At 72.9% G+C, this 16,492-nt stretch carries 20 protein-coding genes; 5 read left to right on the top strand and 15 right to left on the bottom strand.

The genetic code is table 11. The features are described from left to right. Nucleotides 1–2 precede the first annotated feature (2 nt). Both ISP_RS26680 and ISP_RS26685 read right to left on the bottom strand, forming a co-directional pair. Entirely contained in the window at nucleotides 3–902 is a 900-nt protein-coding gene (locus tag ISP_RS26680; RefSeq protein WP_013226948.1) for a serine hydrolase, read from the bottom strand. Further along, nucleotides 899–1,768, bottom strand: coding sequence for a LysR family transcriptional regulator (locus ISP_RS26685; RefSeq protein WP_013226949.1), 870 nt, complete (start codon nucleotides 1,766–1,768; stop codon nucleotides 899–901). The genes ISP_RS26680 and ISP_RS26685 overlap by 4 nt, the downstream gene beginning before the upstream one ends. A 125-nt stretch (nucleotides 1,769–1,893) precedes the next feature. On the opposite strand from ISP_RS26685, the gene bla reads away from it, so the two are divergent. Next, nucleotides 1,894–2,793: a class A beta-lactamase gene (bla, locus tag ISP_RS26690; RefSeq protein ID WP_014467210.1), complete on the top strand. Its 900-nt coding sequence runs from the start codon at nucleotides 1,894–1,896 to the stop codon at nucleotides 2,791–2,793. Here bla and ISP_RS26695 read toward each other — a convergent pair. The 6 genes from ISP_RS26695 to ISP_RS26720 form a co-directional block, all read right to left on the bottom strand. Continuing rightward, nucleotides 2,790–3,413, bottom strand: a complete 624-nt coding sequence (locus tag ISP_RS26695) for an NAD(P)H-dependent oxidoreductase (protein WP_013226951.1) — start codon at nucleotides 3,411–3,413, stop codon at nucleotides 2,790–2,792. The two genes, bla and ISP_RS26695, sit on opposite strands and share 4 nt — an antisense overlap. 49 nt (nucleotides 3,414–3,462) lie before the next feature. After that, the gene (locus tag ISP_RS26700) at nucleotides 3,463–3,693 is read right to left on the bottom strand and encodes a hypothetical protein (RefSeq protein WP_014467211.1); all 231 of its coding nucleotides are present in this window, start codon (nucleotides 3,691–3,693) and stop codon (nucleotides 3,463–3,465) included. A 104-nt stretch (nucleotides 3,694–3,797) separates the two neighbouring features. Further along, nucleotides 3,798–5,063, bottom strand: coding sequence for a PucR family transcriptional regulator (locus tag ISP_RS26705; protein WP_013226953.1), 1,266 nt, complete (start codon nucleotides 5,061–5,063; stop codon nucleotides 3,798–3,800). 29 nt (nucleotides 5,064–5,092) lie between these two features. Further along, nucleotides 5,093–5,755 carry an alpha/beta fold hydrolase gene (locus tag ISP_RS26710; protein ID WP_013226954.1) on the bottom strand — a complete coding sequence of 221 codons (663 nt, stop codon included), beginning with the start codon at nucleotides 5,753–5,755 and terminating at the stop codon, nucleotides 5,093–5,095. Nucleotides 5,756–5,769: 14 nt separating this feature from the next. Further along, nucleotides 5,770–6,885, bottom strand: coding sequence for an FAD-dependent oxidoreductase (locus ISP_RS26715; RefSeq protein ID WP_013226955.1), 1,116 nt, complete (start codon nucleotides 6,883–6,885; stop codon nucleotides 5,770–5,772). Beyond that, nucleotides 6,882–7,571, bottom strand: a complete 690-nt coding sequence (locus ISP_RS26720; protein WP_013226956.1) for a TetR/AcrR family transcriptional regulator C-terminal domain-containing protein — start codon at nucleotides 7,569–7,571, stop codon at nucleotides 6,882–6,884. Before ISP_RS26720 ends, ISP_RS26715 begins: the two co-directional genes overlap by 4 nt. 428 nt (nucleotides 7,572–7,999) lie before the next feature. On the opposite strand from ISP_RS26720, the gene ISP_RS26725 reads away from it, so the two are divergent. After that, a complete protein-coding gene (locus ISP_RS26725; RefSeq protein ID WP_013226957.1) occupies nucleotides 8,000–8,434 on the top strand; it encodes a DoxX family protein in 435 nt (144 codons plus the stop codon). Here the strand turns inward: ISP_RS26725 and ISP_RS26730 are convergent. The 3 genes from ISP_RS26730 to ISP_RS26740 all read right to left on the bottom strand — a co-directional run bounded on the left by ISP_RS26730 (nucleotide 8,431) and on the right by ISP_RS26740 (nucleotide 9,744). Then, nucleotides 8,431–8,949, bottom strand: a complete 519-nt coding sequence (locus tag ISP_RS26730; RefSeq protein ID WP_013226958.1) for a VOC family protein — start codon at nucleotides 8,947–8,949, stop codon at nucleotides 8,431–8,433. The genes ISP_RS26725 and ISP_RS26730 overlap by 4 nt on opposite strands. Nucleotides 8,950–9,017: 68 nt before the next feature. Continuing rightward, a complete protein-coding gene (locus ISP_RS26735; RefSeq protein ID WP_013226959.1) occupies nucleotides 9,018–9,311 on the bottom strand; it encodes a hypothetical protein in 294 nt (97 codons plus the stop codon). Nucleotides 9,312–9,576: 265 nt separating this feature from the next. Beyond that, on the bottom strand, nucleotides 9,577–9,744 hold the full coding sequence (locus tag ISP_RS26740; RefSeq protein WP_013226960.1) for a D-Ala-D-Ala carboxypeptidase family metallohydrolase: 168 nt from the start codon (nucleotides 9,742–9,744) through the stop codon (nucleotides 9,577–9,579). 144 nt (nucleotides 9,745–9,888) lie between these two features. Between ISP_RS26740 and ISP_RS26745 the strand changes: the two genes are divergently transcribed. Further along, nucleotides 9,889–10,758: an alpha/beta fold hydrolase gene (locus ISP_RS26745; protein ID WP_013226961.1), complete on the top strand. Its 870-nt coding sequence runs from the start codon at nucleotides 9,889–9,891 to the stop codon at nucleotides 10,756–10,758. A 4-nt stretch (nucleotides 10,759–10,762) separates the two neighbouring features. Next, a complete protein-coding gene (locus tag ISP_RS26750) occupies nucleotides 10,763–11,353 on the top strand; it encodes a TetR/AcrR family transcriptional regulator (protein ID WP_013226962.1) in 591 nt (196 codons plus the stop codon). Here the strand turns inward: ISP_RS26750 and ISP_RS26755 are convergent. From ISP_RS26755 to ISP_RS26770, 4 genes are all read right to left on the bottom strand, one after another. Continuing rightward, nucleotides 11,350–11,892, bottom strand: coding sequence for a dihydrofolate reductase family protein (locus tag ISP_RS26755; RefSeq protein ID WP_013226963.1), 543 nt, complete (start codon nucleotides 11,890–11,892; stop codon nucleotides 11,350–11,352). The two genes, ISP_RS26750 and ISP_RS26755, sit on opposite strands and share 4 nt — an antisense overlap. Before the next feature lie 104 nt (nucleotides 11,893–11,996). Next, nucleotides 11,997–13,124 (bottom strand): S1 family peptidase, encoded by a 1,128-nt coding sequence (locus ISP_RS26760; protein WP_013226964.1) that lies wholly within the window; start codon nucleotides 13,122–13,124, stop codon nucleotides 11,997–11,999. A gap of 414 nt (nucleotides 13,125–13,538) precedes the next feature. After that, a complete protein-coding gene (locus ISP_RS26765; RefSeq protein ID WP_230468367.1) occupies nucleotides 13,539–13,868 on the bottom strand; it encodes a hypothetical protein in 330 nt (109 codons plus the stop codon). A gap of 364 nt (nucleotides 13,869–14,232) precedes the next feature. After that, nucleotides 14,233–15,945: a sulfatase-like hydrolase/transferase gene (locus ISP_RS26770; RefSeq protein ID WP_013226966.1), complete on the bottom strand. Its 1,713-nt coding sequence runs from the start codon at nucleotides 15,943–15,945 to the stop codon at nucleotides 14,233–14,235. 346 nt (nucleotides 15,946–16,291) lie between these two features. On the opposite strand from ISP_RS26770, the gene ISP_RS26775 reads away from it, so the two are divergent. Then, nucleotides 16,292–16,486 carry an antitoxin gene (locus ISP_RS26775; RefSeq protein WP_013226967.1) on the top strand — a complete coding sequence of 65 codons (195 nt, stop codon included), beginning with the start codon at nucleotides 16,292–16,294 and terminating at the stop codon, nucleotides 16,484–16,486. Nucleotides 16,487–16,492 lie beyond the last annotated feature (6 nt).

Here is a 16,492-nt window from a genome sequence, read left to right on the forward strand (position 1 = left end):
TCTCAGCGTCCGCGCAGCTCGTCGCGCAAGGCGCGCGCCACCCGGGTCATCAAGATCTCCGCCTCCGGCTGGATCGCCGCCGGCACCCTCGACTCCGTCAGCGCCACCACCGCGAACACCCCGCCGTCCGCGTGCTCGACCACGCCCATCTCGTGGCGCAAGTTCAGCAGCGTTCCCGTTTTCGACGACCACCGGGCCGCGTCGGAGGCGAACTCGGGGGTCAACCGGTGGCGGAGCACGTTGTTCGCCATCAGGTCGCGCACGCCGGCGGCCACCGCCGAGTCGATCTTCGACGGTGTCCACAGCGCTTCCAGCAGGGAGAGCAGCGCCCGGGCCGACGCCGAGTTCGCGCGCGTCACGTCGAGCTGGGGGAGGCGGTGGCCCTGGCCCGCCGTCGACGCGCCGATGGCCAGCGCGTGGGCCAGGTCCGCCTCGCCCGCATCGAACCGCTCGGCCGGGGTCTGCACCAGGTCGCGCATGAGGTGGCGCACCGCGATCCCGGGAATGCCCCACTCCCCCAGCACCCGCGTGATCTCCGGCGGCGGCGTCAGTCCGAAGAGGACGTCCGCGGCCGTCCCGTCGCTCAGCGACGTGCTCAGGTACACCAAGTCGCCGACAGCCACGCGAGCCGGGTGGCGGAAGCGGGTCAGGCCGATCGGGCCGGGTGTCGTGACGCCGCCGGGTGGCACCTCCAGCTGGGCGGCCACGTCGAGCTCGCCCCGGCGGACGCGGTCCAGGGTGACCGCCGCCAGGGGAACCTTGACCAGGGAGGCGATCGGGTACTCGCGGTCCGGGTCGATGCCGAGTTCAGCGCCCGATCGCAGGTCCCGGACCAGGAACGAGCCGCGCAGGCCGCCCGCGTCCAGTGCCGCCCGCAGCTCGCGGACCAGCGAGGCGGTCACCGGCCGGCTCCGAGGCACCGGCCGACCGCCGCGTGCAACGTCGTCCGGAGCCGGTCCGCGTCCTCGGCCAGTGCCGCCGTGACGCCGAAGCCGCGGGCCGGCGCCAGCTCGCCGATCGGCCGCCAGGACAGCCCCAGGTCCTCCGCCTGCGCCACCGAGCACAGCAGCAGGTCCTCGGACGCGAACACCTCCGCGGCCGCCGACGTCAGCGAATCGGCCACCGCCACCTGGGCCGGCGACAGCCCGACCGCGTCCCGCACCCGCAGCACCCGGTCGCGGACGTGCGGGACGTCGTCCTCCGGCTGGATCCAGACCCGGCGCCGCACGCCGGTGGACCGGCCTGCCCGCAGCGTCTCCAAGTGCACGACCCGGCTCGTCAAGGGCGCCACGCCGGCCACGCCCAGCGGTACCGACCACACGGCTTCCTCGGCCGGGACCGCCGTGAGCGCGGCCCGCACCTCGTTCGTGCGGACGAGCTCGGCCCGCTCCGCCGGCCCCGCCGCGCGGAACTCGAGGTGGATCGCCCGCGCCCGGGCTTCGGCGGCGAGCCCGGCGAGCTCCCGCACCCCGCACGTCGCCGGCACGGCCACCCGCACCGGCCGCAGCCGCGCCTGCTTCGCGTCGTGTTCCATCGCCTCGGCCAGCTGCACGAGCCGCCGGGCCGAGGGCAGCACGTCCCGGCCGAACGGCGTGAGCCGCGCCCGGCGGGTCGAGCGGTCGAAGAGCCGCTCCCCGAAGTGCCGTTCGAGGGCGGCGATGCGCCGGCTCGCGACCGGCTGCGGGATCCGCGCGAGCGCCGCGCCGGCCGTGAAGCTCCCCGTTTCGCTCACGCTCACGAACGCCCTGCAGCCGCCGACCAGGTCCACGACCTGATCTTATGCCGATTCGGCATCAAACCGCACGGTTCCGTCTTGGACAGCATGAACGAACGTCGTGAGACTGCGGAGGACGATCAAGAAAAGACGATCAAGAAGACCGGAAGGAAGTCCTCGTGCCGTTCCCCCGAGCCCGGCGGGCCGCGCTCGCCGCGCTGCTCCTCGTTCCGCTGGCCGCCTGCACCGCGCAAGCGCCCCAGCCGGCACCGGCATCGGCAGCGACCCCGGCAGCGGCCCCGCAGCCGGACTTCGCCCCGCTCGAACGCAGCTTCGACGCCCGCCTCGGCGTGTACGCCCTCGACACCGGCTCGGGTCGCGAGATCACCCACCGCGCCGACGAGCGCTTCGGCTACGCCTCGACGCACAAGGTGTTCTCCGCCGGGGCCGTCCTCCGGCGCACCAGCCTCGACGGGCTCGCGAAGAACCTGACCTACACCCGCGCCGACCTGCAGCCGAACTCCCCCGTCACCGAGAAGCACGTCACCACCGGCCTGTCGCTGCGCGAGGCGATGGACGCCGCGCTGCGCTACAGCGACAACACGGCCGCGAACCTGCTGTTCCGCGAGCTCGGCGGGCCGGCCGGGCTCGCCGCCGCGCTGCGCGAGATCGGCGACACGACCACCCACGCCGACCGGATCGAACCGGGCCTCAACGACCTCGCGCCGGGCGACGTCCGGGACACGAGCACCCCGCGCGCGATGGCCGGCAGCCTGCGGGCGTTCGCCCTCGGCCCCGCGCTGCCGCCGGAAAAGCAGACCGTGCTCACCGACATGATGCGCGCCAACACGACCGGCGCGGCCCTGATCCGGGCGGGCGCGCCGGCCGGCTGGGCGGTCGCCGACAAGACCGGGTCCGGCAGCTACGCCACGCGCAACGACATCGCGGTCGTCTGGCCGCCGGGGCGCGCGCCGATCGTGCTGATCGTCATGTCCAGCCGCCAGGCCGAGAGCGCCGATCACGACGACCGGCTCATCGCGCAGGCCGCGAAGCTGGCCCTCGACGCCTTCCGAAGCTAACCGAAGAGGCGCCGCACCTCCGATGAGACGTCGTCGAGCCACGCGGCCCGCTGCGCCGCGCCGGCGTCGGCCACCACCCGCAGCACCAGCCGGTGCACCTCCGGCTCGCCGAGGTAGGGCGCGAGGCAGCGCCGCCAGATCGCGTCCAGCGGGTCGCCGAACAGCGTCCGCTCCCGCTCCTCCGGGGTGTCCGACGTGTTGACCACCAGCAGCCGTCGCAGGGACAGCAGCGACTCGGGTGCGCCGCCGGCGTCGTCGAGCCGGTAGGCCACGCCGGGGACGAGGATCCGGTCGAGCCAGCCGCTGAGGATCGCCGGCGGCTTGCCCCACCAGTTGGGGTGGATCGCGACGAGCCCGCGCGCGGTTCCCAGCTCTTCCCGGTGCCGCCGCACCAGCGGGTCCGGTTCGGCGGCGAGGAACTCCTCCGCCCGGGTCCCGCTGGTGTAGGCCTCTTCCGCGGTCAGGACCGGGTCGAACCCTTCGGCGTACAGGTCGTGGAACCGCACGGGCACCCCGGCCCGGTCCAGCGCGGCGACCACTCGCGAGGCGAGCGCGTGGTTGAAACTGCCGGGCCGCGGGTGGGCGAGCAGCACCACCACCGGCTTGTCGTCGATCACCATGATCGCGCCATCCTGCCACGGCGGCACGCAGCCGAGCCCCGCGGAACAGTCAGCCCGCGTTGGCCAGCAAGCCCGTCCCCGACGGGGCGCTGCGCACCAGGCACGCGTGGCACGGCATGCCGCGCAGCCCGTCGAGCACCTCGGCCTCGCCCGGGAAGATCGACTCGCCGCACAAGGCCGTCAGGTGCCCCGGCACCGGACCGGTGGGCACCGGGATCAGGTGGCAGACGCGTCTGCTCTCGCCGACGACGCCTCGGCGTAGCCGCACCAATGCGAGCATCCCACCGTTTTCACCCATAGCCCGGAAAGTAGGCCAAAAGGCGGATCAAGGCTTCGTGCCCACGACCCAACGATCTTGGGGCCGGGTGGTCCCGGACACCAAAGTCACGCCGGGGAGAGCACCGCCGAGCCCAGCCGGCGGCACAGGGCGAGCGCCAGCTCGACGTCCAGCCGGTCCTCGCCGAGGCCGCGCGGCAGCAGCTCCTGCGCCTTGCGGACCCGGTACTGCACCGAGTTCTTGTGCATCATCAGCTCCGCGGCCGCGGCCGTGTAGCTGCCGCCGGTCGTCAGGAACACCCGCAGCGTCTCGCGCAGCCGTCCGCCGTTCTCGTCGTCGGCGGCCAGCGGCCCGAGCGTGCTCGCGACCCACAGGCGGGCCGCGTTCAGGTCGCTCGTCATCAGCGCCACCGTGCCGACCTCCCGGAAGGTCAGCACGCGGTCGCAGTGCTCCCCGGCGGCCAGCGCCAGCGCGTGCACCCGGCGGGCCTGCTGGTGGGTGTCGCGGAAGCCGGCCACGCCGGTGCCCGGGTCGCCGACGGTCACCCGCACGCCGGCTTCGGCTTCGGCGAGCGCCGCGTCGAGGTGATCCCGTCGGATCGTCGCGCCCGGCGCGAGCGGGAGCCACACCCAGGCGCTGGCCTCGTCACGCGGCACGAACAGCGGACGGCCCTGCCCGCGGACGCGCTCGAACACCGCGCCCGCGACCGACTCCAGCAACGACAGCGCGTCGTCGACGAAGGCCTCGGAGGCGTGCCAGACGATCATGCCCACGTGCGTGCCGCGCAGGCGGTAGCCGATCACCGCCTCGGCGGCGTCGACGTCGGGCGGCTCGCCGTTCCCGTCGAGCAGGTCCGCCACCTTCGCCGCTCGCGCGGCACTGCGGTTGAGCAGCCAGCGGTCGCGTTCGTCCTGGTAGATGCCGACGAGCTGGCGGACGACCCGGGTGATGAACTCGTAGGCGACCCGCAGCAGCCGGCGCATCATGGCGCCGAGCAGGGCCGCGTCGTCGACCAGCCGGATGCACTCCTGGAACCCGAAGTCGAGCATCGCGGCCTGCCCGAGGTCGTACGCGCGGATCAGGTCGAACACCGGGGTGCCGCGCTGCGCCAGCCGGCGCGCGTACTCGACCGCCGCGGCCGGCGGCTCGACACCGGCCGGGTCGATGCCGTGCCGGAAGATCTGCAGCGCGGTCTCGATGTTCTGGTACACGCTCGCCGACAGCAGGCTCACCATGCGCTCGTCGTCGTTGACCAGCTGCGGCAGATCGGTGGCGTACAGCTGGACCAGCTCGCCGGTGAGTTCGGCCGCGCGGCCCTCGAGGGTGGCGGCGATCTGCCGGATGCGCTCCGAGACGACTTCTTCGTCCACCATGGAGCCACCTTAGGGGGTGGCACCTCAAGCTAGGCGAGGAACTCGTCGATCAAGTCGAACGTCCTCTCCGGAGCCTGCAGCGCCGGCAGGTGCCCGGCGCCCGCCACCGGCTCGAACCGCGCGTCGGGGAACGCGGCCGCGTACGCCTTGCCGAACGCCGGCGGGACGACGACGTCGTCTTCACCCCAGAGCAGCAGGGCCGGGACCCGGACCCGGGCGAGGCGGCGCAGCAGCTTCGGGTCGGCGAGGCCCGGGCCGGCATAGGTCCGCAGCGCGGCCAGGTCGGCCGGGTCCGGCCCCGGCGCACCGGGCGGCGGCTGCGGCAGCCGCAGGGGGTGTCCCGCGATCTCCGGGCCGATGGCGTCGAGCAGCACGAGCCGGCCGACGCGGCGGCCGCGGTCCCGCACGGCCAGTTCGGCCGCGACCCAGCCGCCGAAGGAACTGCCCACGACGACGACGTCGGCCAGGTCTTCGTCGTCGAGGAGGTCCAGGTAGGCCAGGGCGAGGTCGTCGACGCCGGTGAACACGTCCGGGCGCGGGGTGCCCGACCAGCCCGGGTGCGTCGGCGCCAGTACCCGGGCGCGCGGCGCGAAGTGCTCGACGATCGAGGTGACGCTGCGAGGTCCGGAGCCACCGTGGAGGACCAGCACGGCGCGGTCGCCGCCGCCGGTGTCGAGGAGGTCGTAATCCATGAGCTTTCCTTTCGTCAGTCTTGTGTGGCTTGTGTGGCGAAGCGCGTCATCTGCTCGACCATCGCGTCGGGCGCGCCGGCGGCGAAGCAGGCTTCGAGGTTGTCCGCCGAGGCCCGGGCGGCTTCTTCCGCGCGGGGGAACATCGCCGCCTCGTAGGCCGAGAGAGCGCTTTCGACGTCGTCGTGGTCCGTCAGCGCGAGGGCCAGCTCGGTGGCGTCGAGCATGGCGAGGTTCGCGCCCTCGCCGGCGAACGGCGACATGACGTGCGCGGCGTCGCCGAGCAGGGTCGTCCCCGGCACCCGCGCCCAGCGGTGGCCGACCGGCAGGGCGTGGATCGGCCGCGGGATCAGGGGACCCTCGCTGTCCGCGATGAGGGCCCGCAGGCCGGCGTCGAAGCCGGCGAAGGCGTCGAGCAGCCGGTCCCGGTCGGCCAGTGCGGTGACGGCGTCGGCGTTGGCGGTCCGGACCGCGGCGTACACCCGGATCCCGCCACCGCCGGTGCGCTGGGCGATCAGGCCCTTCCCTTCGGCGAGCGCGAACATCGATCCCGGCCCGACCAGTGCGGCCGCCGCCGGGTGGCGGACGTCCACATCGGACAGACGGGCCTCCACGAAGGACAGCCCGGAATAGCTCGGCACGGCGCCGGAAAGCACCGGCCGGACCTTCGACCAGGCACCGTCCGCGCCGACCAGCAGGTCCGCTTCCAGGACCTCGCCGGTGGCCAAGGTGGCCTTCCCCGGCGACACCGCGGTCACCTTGGCCCCCCAGCGGACCACGCCGTCCGGCAGCGACCCGGCCAGGATCCGCTTGAGCTCGCCGCGGTCGATCTCCGGCCGCGTCCCGCCGCCCTCGCCGGCGCCTTCTTCGAACCGGACGGCACCGTGGCGGTCGAGGATGCGCAGCGCCTCGCCCTCCTCGCGGACGACGGCGCGGAACTCCGTCGTCAGCCCGGCTTCGGCCAGCGCCCGCTGGCCGGACTCCTCGTGCAGGTCGAGGGTGCCGCCCTGGTCGCGGGCGGTCGGCCCGGTTTCGAGTTCGCAGACGGTCGACGGGATCCCGCGCGTGCGCAGGATCCGGGCCAGCGTCAAGCCGCCCAGGCCGCCGCCGACGATCGTGACGGAGGGAGTCATCGGTTCTCCTCGGGTGCGGGGCGCGGGGTGGCGAGCGCGCCGTTCAGCAGCGCGTCGAACGCCCACCTCGAGCGGGCGGGGCCGGGACCGGACACCAGGTCGGTGCCCAGCGCGGCGATGTGCGGGTGCGTCCGCGGCGAGACGCCCGCCAGGGACTCGGTCATTTCCTCGTGTTCACGGGCGGCCCCGGGTTTCTCCCGGCGGGTGCCGTGTTCGACGGCCGTGGCCGTGGCGGTCAGCAGCAGGACGTCGACCGCCCACGCGGCCTGTCCCGGCGCCATACCGCCCTCGTCGAGCAGCGCGAGCACCGCCTCGACGAGCGCCAGGTAGTGCGGGCCGCTCAGCCGGGTCACCAGCGCGACCCTGGCCAGGCTGGGGTGCGCGAACAGCACCGCGCGGTAGGAGTCCAGCACGGCCCACAGGCGTTCGCGCCAGTCCCCTTCGCCGTCCGGGCCGACCTCGGCGAGCAGTTCGTCGAGCACCGCGGCGTGCAGCTCCTCGGTGTCCTTGACATAGACGTAGAGCGACGCCGCCCCGGTGTCGAGCTCCTTGGCCAGCCGGCGCATGGTGACGCGCTCGACGCCCTCGGCGCGCATCACCGCGACGGCGGCCGCCACGACGGCCTCGCGCGTCAAGGCGGGTTTCGCCGGGCGCTCCCGGCGGTTGTAGGTGCTTCCCGGAGTCATGCCCCCAGTGTAGCGAACATGTTCGTCACGAGCCCGTTCGGTACGAACATGTTCGTCCGACGCGGTCACCGGGGAATCAACACATCATTCGGGTGCGTGGAATACGACATTCGGATCCACCATTTTGTTAAGTCGCCCGTTAAGCAGCCACATCGAAAGACTCGAAAATAATCCCGAAACAGCGGACCGGATTATCCGGCGGTCCAGACCACAGGAGAAAGATCACCCATCCGGCGGCTTTCCGTTGCGCCGCAAGGCAGCCGCACCGCGACGACCAGCGGGTTAACATTTACGAAACTCGCTTACACGACATTCGGCGCTTGTGGCAACTGTCCACGACCGGTATATCTGGGTGACCGGAATTCCTCGCGGCCGGCCGCACCACCGGCCGATTCGCCGCTGCCCTCTCCCCGCTCCCCGGAGGCACCATGCACCGCCTGGACCCGGCCCGAGACCACGTCCTCGGGCTCTACCGCATCGTCATCGGCTTCCTCTTCGCCTGCCACGGCCTCAAGACGCTCTTCGGCCTGTTCGGCGCGAAGTCCGCCGCCGCCGTCGGGTCCTGGCCCGGCTGGTGGGCCGCGGTCATCCAGCTCGTGTGCGGCGTGCTCGTCTGCGTCGGCCTCGGCACCCGGGTCGCCGCCGTGCTCGGCTCCGGCTCGATGGCCTACGCCTACTTCTCCGTCCACCTGCCGACCGGCCTGTTCCCGATCCAGAACGGCGGCGAAGCGGCCGTGCTGTTCTGCTGGTCGCTGCTGCTCATCGCGTTCGTCGGCGCGGGCCGCTTCGCACTGGGCAACCTTTCGGTCCGGCAGCGGTCTTCCGAGCCGGCGCCGGAGCGCGCCACGGTCCAGAAGGTCTAGGAGGTGCGGGAGATCCCGACGCCGCTGCGCGCGTCGGGACCGTACTTCGCCAGTTCCCGCGCGAGGTCGAGGCGCCCGGTCGACGCGCTCTTCGTCCGGTCCTCATCGGTCAGCAGCTCGCGGGGGATGATCCAGACGACCTCGAACTCCAGCCCGCTGGGATCCTTGGCGTACAACGACTTCGTGGTTCCGTGGTCGGACGAGCCGACCAGCGCGCCCGCTTCGGTGAGCCGGGCGGCGAGCCGCTCGAGGTCCCCGAGGGTGTCGACCTCCCAGGCGAGGTGGTAGAGCCCCACCGAGGTCCGCCCGGCCCCGGAGTCCGCGGCGTCCGCGCCGATCTCGAACAGCCCGAGGTCGTGGTCGTTGGCCGACCCGGGCGCCCGCAGGAACGCCGCGCCCCGGTGCGCGTCGCCGCCGTCGATGTACCCGAAGCCGAGCACGTCCCGGTAGAACGCCACGCTTTCGGCCAGGTCCCGGACGTAGAGCACGGCGTGGTTCAGGCGGAAGATCGACATCGGGGCTCCGTGCTGCGCGCAAGTCGGTTGAAGTTTCAACTTAAGGTTAAGCGCGCCCCGAGGCCCGGTCAAGGCAGCAGGGCCGACACCCACAGCCGGCCGAGCCAGGCCGCGTACCGCTCGTCCGACCACGCGCGCCGCTCGACGAGCTGGTGCCACAGCGTGCCGTCCGTCGTGGACCACAGCACGTCCCGGCACTCGTCCTCGGCCACCGCCAGCTGCCCGGTCTCCGCGGCCGCGCGGGCGTGCCGGGTCATCGACTCCAGCCGCTGACGGTCGATCTCGTCGAGCATCGCCGCCGCCGCGGGCTCACTGGCCGCCGCGCCGCGCACGGCCAGGTGCAGCCGCGCGGTCCGCCGCATGGCCGCGGTGTTGAAGACGGCGAACGCGGCGAACCGGGCCCGCAGGTCGGACTCGGCGAACAGGGTTCACCGGGACCCACTCTCGGTAGGTCCGCCGACCGACCGGGCGACAAACCTTCGACACCGCATCGAGGCCCTGGTCAGGACCCCCGGCGGTTCGTAGGGTGAATCCACCGCAGGACACCGTGTCAGCTGTCCCGCGGGCGGTGGTGCCCCCGGATCCGACCTTTCCCCGAAGCCAAGTCCCGGGGCACCACCGCACCACTCAGCTCGACGCGCCGCCGGCGGCTCGATTGTGCGCGATGCCGCGGAACCCCGACGAGATCGTGATCGCCCGGCCGCCCGCCTTGAGCCGCAGCGCTTCCAGCTCGTCCATCAGCCGCCGGACGTTCTCCTTGACCGTGGCCGCACCGATCTTGCCAGGGCTCGGCAACGGGGAGGCGCAGCGGACACCCGGCGGCCAAAGATCCGCCAAGCCCCTGCCCCCGGTCGCGCCCCGGACCCGCCGGAGCCGTTCTCAGTCTCCGTGAATTCCCGGCCCATTTACATACATACGCCATGTATGTAACCTGCCCCCATGACGAAGTGCAGCGAAACCCTGGGTCAGGAGCACCGCGTCCGGCTGGCCGCCGGCGAGGTGCGGTACTGCGAGCGGGGCACGGGCGCCCCGGTGGTGTTCGTGCACGGGGTGCTGACGAACGCCGAGCTGTGGCGGAAGGTCGTCCCCGACGTCGCCGCGGCCGGGTTCCGGTGCCTGGCGCCGGATCTGCCGCTCGGCTCGCACGACCTCCCGATGCGCGCCGGCGCCGACCTCTCCCCCGCCGGCAACGCCGACGTCATCGCGGACTTCCTCGACGCGCTGGACCTGCGGGACGTCACGCTCGTCGCGAACGACACCGGCGGCGCGCTGACGCAGATCCTGCTCAGCCGCCGCCCCGAGCGGGTCGGGCGGGTCGTGCTCACGCCGTCCGACTGCTTCGAATACTTCTTCCCGCCGATCTTCAAGGCGCTGCCGCCGCTCGCCCGGATTCCCGGGTCGATGGCGGTGCTCGGGCAGCTGCTGCGGATCCGCGCGCTGTACCCGCTGCCGGTCCTCTTCGGCTGGGTCGTCAAGCGGCCGCTGCCGGACGCCGTGGCGCAGGCCTACCTCTCGCCGCTGCGGAAGTCCGCCGGGGTGCGGCGCGACCTGCGCAAGCTGCTGCGGGAGGTGCACCCGCGGCACACGCTGGCCGCCGCCGAGGCGCTGCGGACGCTCGACCGGCCGGTGCTGCTCGCGTGGGCGCCGGAGGACAAGCTGTTCCCGATCCGGCTGGCCCACCGGCTCGCCGCGCTGCTGCCGGACGCGAAACTCGTGGAGGTGCCGGACTCCTACACCTTCCTGTCCGAGGACCAGCCCGCGGTGCTGGCCCGCCACGTCGTCGAGTTCGCGGGCGCCATGGCAGATTAGGCGGGTGCGACGTACCCAGCAGGACCGTTCCGCCGGCACGAAGGCCGCCCTGGTCGCCGCCGCGCGCGAACTGTTCGCCGCCCGCGGCTACCAGGCCGTGCCGGCCGAGGAGATCACCCGCGCCGCCGGGGTGACCCGCGGCGCCCTGTACCACCACTACGCCGACAAGCAGGGCTTGTTCCGCGCCGTCGTCGAGGAACTGGAACGCGAGCTGACCGAAGAGGTGCGGGCCGCGTTCGCCGCCGGCGCGGACCCGCTCGCCGGCATGCTGCAGGGTCTCGGCGTCTTCCTCGACGCCTGCCTGCGCGAGGAGGTCCGCCGGATTTCGCTCACCGACGCGCCCGCCGTGCTCGGCTGGGACGTCTGGCGCGAGATCGAGGCGGAGTACGGCCTCGGCCTGATCGTCGCCGTGCTGACGCAGGCCAGGGCGGACGGGCTGATCGTCGAACTGCCCGTCCACGCCCTGGCGCAGCTGATGCTCAGCGCGGTGATGGAGGCCGCGCGGATGATCGCCGCGGCCGACGACCCGGCACGGACGCGCGCCGAAGTCCAGCAGGTCCTCGGCGCGTGGCTCGGGAGCCTCCTGCGGACCTAGTGCGTCCGGTAGATGCCGAGGTTCGCGGGCCCGAACCGGGTGGTCGGGACCGGCTCGAAGTGCACGACGTCGTCGAAGAGCCGACGGCCCGCCCCCACCACGGTCGGGAAGACGAGCAGGCGGTACTCGTCGACGAGGCGGTGCGCGGTCAGTTCGCGGGCGAGTCCGACCGAGCCGATGACGATGACGTCCCGTTCTTCCCGCTCGACCGTTTCGATGAGTTCTCCTTGCAGCAGCACGGAGTTCTGCCACGCGGACACGTCGTGGAGGGTCCGCGACGCGACCAGCTTGGCCGCGTTGTTGAGCCGGTCGGCGAACTCGCCCGTCCGGCCGGGCCAGAGCTTCGCGAACAGCTCCCACGTGGTCCGGCCGAACAGGAGCACGCCGGTGTCGAGCAGGGCGCCGAGCCGGAACTTGTCCCCGGACACCGCCTCCCGCCCGTGCCGGAACGCCCAGCCGCCGCCCGGTGTCCCGCCGGAGCCGTCCGGGTCCTCGACCACGCCGTCCAGGGTGATGAACTCGACGACGATCACGCTCATGATTGCTCCCGGTGCCTCATCGCCGCGCCCCGGTGGCGCGGCCGCACCGGTACCTACCGGCGGCGGCCGCCGGATTCATCGGCCGCCGCCGGCATGGGCACTTCCTACGCCGTGACGAGGGACACGCCGAAGGTCTGCAGGATCTCGTTGACCGGCTGGAACCACGTCTCGCCGCCGGAACTGCAGTTGCCCCAGCCCCCGGAGGTGACGCCCTGGGCCTGGTCGCCGGTGATGAACGAGCCGCCGGAGTCGCCCGGCTCGGCGCAGACGTTGGTGCGGGTCATCTGGTAGACCGCGCCCTGGGCGTAGTTGACGGTCTCGTTCTGGCCCTCCACCGTGCCGCAGTGCCAGTGCGTGGTCGAGCCCGAGCGGCACACCGACGTGCCGACCGGCGCGACCCAGGACCCGCGGACGAGCGCGTCGCTCACCGTGCCCCAGCCGAGCACGACCGGCGCGGTCCACCAGCCGCCGCCGATCCGGATGAACGAATAGTCGTTGCCCGGGAAGGAAGAGCCGGCGAAGGTGCCCATCCACGAGCCGTCCCAGCCGACGACCGAGCTGCCCGCGCCGCCGCAGTGCCCGGCGCTGACGAACCCGCCCTGCACGGAGAAGCCGATCGAGCAGCGGGTGTTGCCGTTGATGTAGTACGGATCGCCGCCGACGGTGCCGGCCGAGAAGGGCTCGGCGGCCGGTGCGGTCGCCACCGTGACCGGGCCGGCCTTCGCCGCCCGGGCCAGGAAGGCGTCGACGTCGGCGCCGCGCGCGCCCGGCCGCACGGTGACCACGACGCTGCCGGCGCGCGGGTCGGCGCGCCAGCCGCTCACCGCGGCCGGGGCGGGTTCCGCCTTGGCCGAGGCGTCGATCGCGGCCTTCGCGGCGTCGAGCTTCGCCGCGCTGGTCCGGGCCGCCACGGGTTCGGCCCCGGCCTGCCGGACGGCGGCGGCCGCGCCCGGGTCGGTCACGCCGACGACCAGCTTGCCCCGCGCCGGGTCGAACCACGCACCGCCGAACGCGGTGCCGGCGGCCCGTTGCGCGCCGGGCAGCACCCGGGTGGCCGTCATTTCCTGGGTGAGCCGGGCCGACGCCTGGGCGGCGGTGAGCCCGAGATCCCGCTGCATGGCGGCGATCAGGCCGGGCGACGCCTGGGCGGCCGCGGGGGTGAGGGAGGCGGAGGCGAGTGACGCGGTGAGGACGGCGGCGCCGCCGAGAGCCAGGGCGATTCTTCGACGCATGGGAACTCCTCCAAGGCCGGGGGAAAGAAACACACCGTCCGCCGAGTGTGCGGTCGCGGCCCGCGCCGGTCCAGATTTGTCCGGTCTTCTGTCCGGAATTCCGTGCCGTCCATCCACTATGGACTTTGAAGACTGGTTGCCGAACATGGGTTTTCTCGCGCACGACCGAAGCGCGGACTGGCCGACGGCCCGCCCGCGCCGGTCACCACCCCTTCTTCGCGGCGTTGCAAAAAGGTCTGGACCAAGTACAACACGGCTGCGAGGCGGAGAGCCCGGACCGGAGTCTGCCGGGCACCGGACGTGCCCTGCCGTCCCCTCCACGGGCGCACTCCACCCGTGAATGCGACACGGGAATCCGGGCACGCCGCCGCCCGGCCACCGGGAAAACGGCGGCCGGGCGGTTCCGTGCGTGAATCAGATTTCGTCGACCCGGTAGGCGACCACCCGGGCGGGCACGAACAGCGCACCGGAACACTCCGCGACCGCCGGGCCGAATCCGTAGGGCACCGGAAGACCGGCCGCCAGCCAGAACGCACTGCCGTTCGCGCAGTACGCGATCACCCGATATCCGTAGCCCTCGCCGGGAAAGCAGCTGACGGACACGCCCTGCCCGAACAGGGTCCCGTAGCGCTCGCCGAGGCAGCCGGGTGGCGCGACAGCACCGGTCGCCGCGGCCGCCGGCACGACCGACAGACCGAACAGGGAAAACACCGCGATCGCAAAAACCGCGCATTTCCTTCGCATGACCACTCCTCAACCGCCGAGAACCCGACGTCTTGAGCGTAGAAGTGCGCGAGAATTACCGGCAATTCATCGGGCCAGTGAATCCGCGCGCAGCGGAAAGTCACCCCGCTGCTCCATCCGGGCTAGCCCGGGCCCCTGGACGGATGGCGCATTCGCCATCCTCACCCGCAAAAACCGATTTCTCCCACCACCGGCGGTGGTCGAGATCGACCCGCCCCGCAGCTGCTGCCGTTGCTCGATGGCCTCGGCGTCGCCCGGATCGGGCCGGGATGGTCGCCGCGAGGTGCCGTCGGCGCAGCCGCGGCGCCGGTCAACCGGGCCCCGGCGCGGGGCACCACCACCCCAGAGCGTCCGAAGAGGACGGTCAGCGCGCGAAGCCGTTGAGGAAGCGGTCGCGGAAGGAGTCCATCTTCCAGATCGGCGCCTGCGCACCCGGGTGGAGGCCGTCCTGCCAGCCCCAGCCGGCGATCCGGTCGAGGACCTTCGGGTCCTTGGCCACGATGGTGATCGGCACGTCGTGGACCGCGCCCTGCGGGGTGACCACCGGCGGCTGGTGGTCACCGAGGAACACCAGGACCGTGTTTTCGTCGCCGTACTGCTTGACGAACGAGATCACCGTCTTCAGGGAGTAGTCGGTCGCGTCGCGGTAGGCCTCGCGGATCTTCTCCGGGTCCTTCCAGACCGACTCCGGTGCTTCGCCCGCCGCGGGCTGGGGGTTGAAGATCGAGCCGTCGCCGACCTGGTTCCAGTCGACCAGCCAGGGCCGCGGCGACCAGGGCGCGTGGCTGGAGACGAGGTCGACCTCCGCCATCACCGGCTGCTTCGCCGTGTTCGCGAGCTCCTTGCGCTGCAGCATCGAGAGCGAGAACTGGTCGGGCATGGTGGCGTAGGCGTAACCCGGCCCGTGGTAGCCGATGGAACGGGCGTCGTAGTAGGCGTCCGGGTGGTAGAACTTCTGCCCCTCCGGCCAGTCCTTGGTGTGCGCGGGCACGTCCCAGACCGTCCGCCAGCCCGCCCGCTGGAACGCCCCGCCGAGGGTCAGCCGGTCACTGGCGAGGAGGTCGTTGTACCGCTGCTGGTTGTCGGTCCACATCCCCGACTGCACGGTCGAGTGCGCCAGCCAGCTGCCGCCGCCGAACGTCGAGGACGACAGGAATGCGCTCTTCGCGCCGATGCCCGCGGCGCGCAGTTCGGCGGTGCCCGCGTCGAGCGTCGGGCCGATCTTCGCCCCGATGACCGGGTCGTCCAGCGCGATCCGCCCGTAGCTCTCCACGAAGGTCAGCACGACGTTCTTGCCCCGCAGCCCGTTCAGCAGCTGCGCGCCCGGAGTGGTCCGGAACGCGTCGTCGGCGGCCACCTCCCCGAACGGCCGCTGGTCCCGCAGGTCGGCGCCGACCTGGCGCAGGTCGCCGTAGGCCAGCGCGGCGGCGCTCTGCGCGGCGACCGGCTGCCCCGGCGCGAGCTCGACGCCGAACACCGAGGAGACGATCCAGACCACGGTGAGGACGGCCACCACCCGCGTCGCGGCGGTCCGCCGTCCGGCGGCGACGCGGCTCAGCCGCAGCATCGCCAGCACCATGAGCACCATGACGGCCACCGCGAGCAGGCCGGCGCCGACCAGCGCGGCGATCGTGGCCGCGTCCCCGATCTGCCCGGCCAGGAACTCGACGCCGGCGTGGAAGAAGCTCCAGTCGTAGATCGGGTCGAACGGCTTCTCGAGGGTGGCGTAGAAGCCGGTGTCGAGGGCCTTCACCAGGGTGAGCAGCCCGAGCCCCAGCCCGGCGAGCACGGCGGCGACGCGGCGCGGCCGCGGCGGCAGGACCAGCAGGAACGCGCCGATGACGAGCCCCTCGACGGGCACGCGCACGAGTGCGGCGGCGGAGAACGAGCTGAGGTCGTCCGGAGCGAGCAGCCCGAACAGCACGAGCAGCGCGGCCAGCACCGTGAGGACCCGGCTCGCGACGACGTGGCGCCGCTGTCCGAGCCGGGGCAGTCCGAAGTCGGGCAGGGCCGCCCCCGGGCCCGAGGTGCGGCGGCGGGTGAGCCGCCCCAGCGGCAGACCGGTGTTTCCAACCATGGCGAGCCTCACGTCGTGTGCACGGTGGTGACCGCCGGCCCGTGCGGCGGGGCGGCGATCGTCACCGGATATACGAGCGGGGGCGGCGCGCGGTTCACGCGCCGCCGGGTCCCGCACGCCGCCGGTGGCCGGGATGATGCTGCCGCCACCGCGCCGGGCGACGAGGACCGGCCGGCCGGAAAGCGGCCCCCGATACCCGCGCCCGGCCGCGGCAAACCCTCGCACCCCGTCTTTCACCCGCGGAAACACCGGGAATCCCCGGGACGAGGGAAGGAGCGTTGCGGGCCCGCGCCGCCGGTGTTCTCCTCGGGGAGTCCGAAGATCGGCTCACCGACGGAGGCGCACGATGAATCTGTTCGACAAGGCGAAGGAAACCCTCGGGAAGCACCCCGACCAGGCCGACCAGGGCGTCGACAAGGCCGCCGAGGCGGCCAAGCAGCGCTTCGGCGACCACGCCGACAAGATCGACCAGGGCTCGGACAAGGTGAAGGACTACCTGCACAACCAGGGCGGCGGCCAGCAGGAAGCGCCGCCGCAGTAGGCCCGG

This window comes from Amycolatopsis mediterranei (assembly GCF_026017845.1).
In the GTDB taxonomy this organism is placed as follows: domain Bacteria; phylum Actinomycetota; class Actinomycetes; order Mycobacteriales; family Pseudonocardiaceae; genus Amycolatopsis; species Amycolatopsis mediterranei.

Excerpts from the sequence above, each read along its gene's own strand:
- ISP_RS26695 (WP_013226951.1), bottom strand. The coding sequence starts at position 3,413 with ATGGTGATCGACGACAAGCCGGTGGTGGTGCTGCTCGCCCACCCGCGG.
- ISP_RS26700 (WP_014467211.1), bottom strand. The coding sequence starts at position 3,693 with ATGCTCGCATTGGTGCGGCTACGCCGAGGCGTCGTCGGCGAGAGCAGA.
- ISP_RS26705 (WP_013226953.1), bottom strand. The coding sequence starts at position 5,063 with ATGGTGGACGAAGAAGTCGTCTCGGAGCGCATCCGGCAGATCGCCGCC.
- ISP_RS26710 (WP_013226954.1), bottom strand. The coding sequence starts at position 5,755 with ATGGATTACGACCTCCTCGACACCGGCGGCGGCGACCGCGCCGTGCTG.
- ISP_RS26715 (WP_013226955.1), bottom strand. The coding sequence starts at position 6,885 with ATGACTCCCTCCGTCACGATCGTCGGCGGCGGCCTGGGCGGCTTGACG.
- ISP_RS26720 (WP_013226956.1), bottom strand. The coding sequence starts at position 7,571 with ATGACTCCGGGAAGCACCTACAACCGCCGGGAGCGCCCGGCGAAACCC.
- ISP_RS26725 (WP_013226957.1), top strand. The coding sequence starts at position 8,000 with ATGCACCGCCTGGACCCGGCCCGAGACCACGTCCTCGGGCTCTACCGC.
- ISP_RS26730 (WP_013226958.1), bottom strand. The coding sequence starts at position 8,949 with ATGTCGATCTTCCGCCTGAACCACGCCGTGCTCTACGTCCGGGACCTG.
- ISP_RS26735 (WP_013226959.1), bottom strand. The coding sequence starts at position 9,311 with ATGCGGCGGACCGCGCGGCTGCACCTGGCCGTGCGCGGCGCGGCGGCC.
- ISP_RS26745 (WP_013226961.1), top strand. The coding sequence starts at position 9,889 with ATGACGAAGTGCAGCGAAACCCTGGGTCAGGAGCACCGCGTCCGGCTG.
- ISP_RS26755 (WP_013226963.1), bottom strand. The coding sequence starts at position 11,892 with ATGAGCGTGATCGTCGTCGAGTTCATCACCCTGGACGGCGTGGTCGAG.
- ISP_RS26760 (WP_013226964.1), bottom strand. The coding sequence starts at position 13,124 with ATGCGTCGAAGAATCGCCCTGGCTCTCGGCGGCGCCGCCGTCCTCACC.
- ISP_RS26765 (WP_230468367.1), bottom strand. The coding sequence starts at position 13,868 with ATGCGAAGGAAATGCGCGGTTTTTGCGATCGCGGTGTTTTCCCTGTTC.
- ISP_RS26770 (WP_013226966.1), bottom strand. The coding sequence starts at position 15,945 with ATGGTTGGAAACACCGGTCTGCCGCTGGGGCGGCTCACCCGCCGCCGC.
- ISP_RS26775 (WP_013226967.1), top strand. The coding sequence starts at position 16,292 with ATGAATCTGTTCGACAAGGCGAAGGAAACCCTCGGGAAGCACCCCGAC.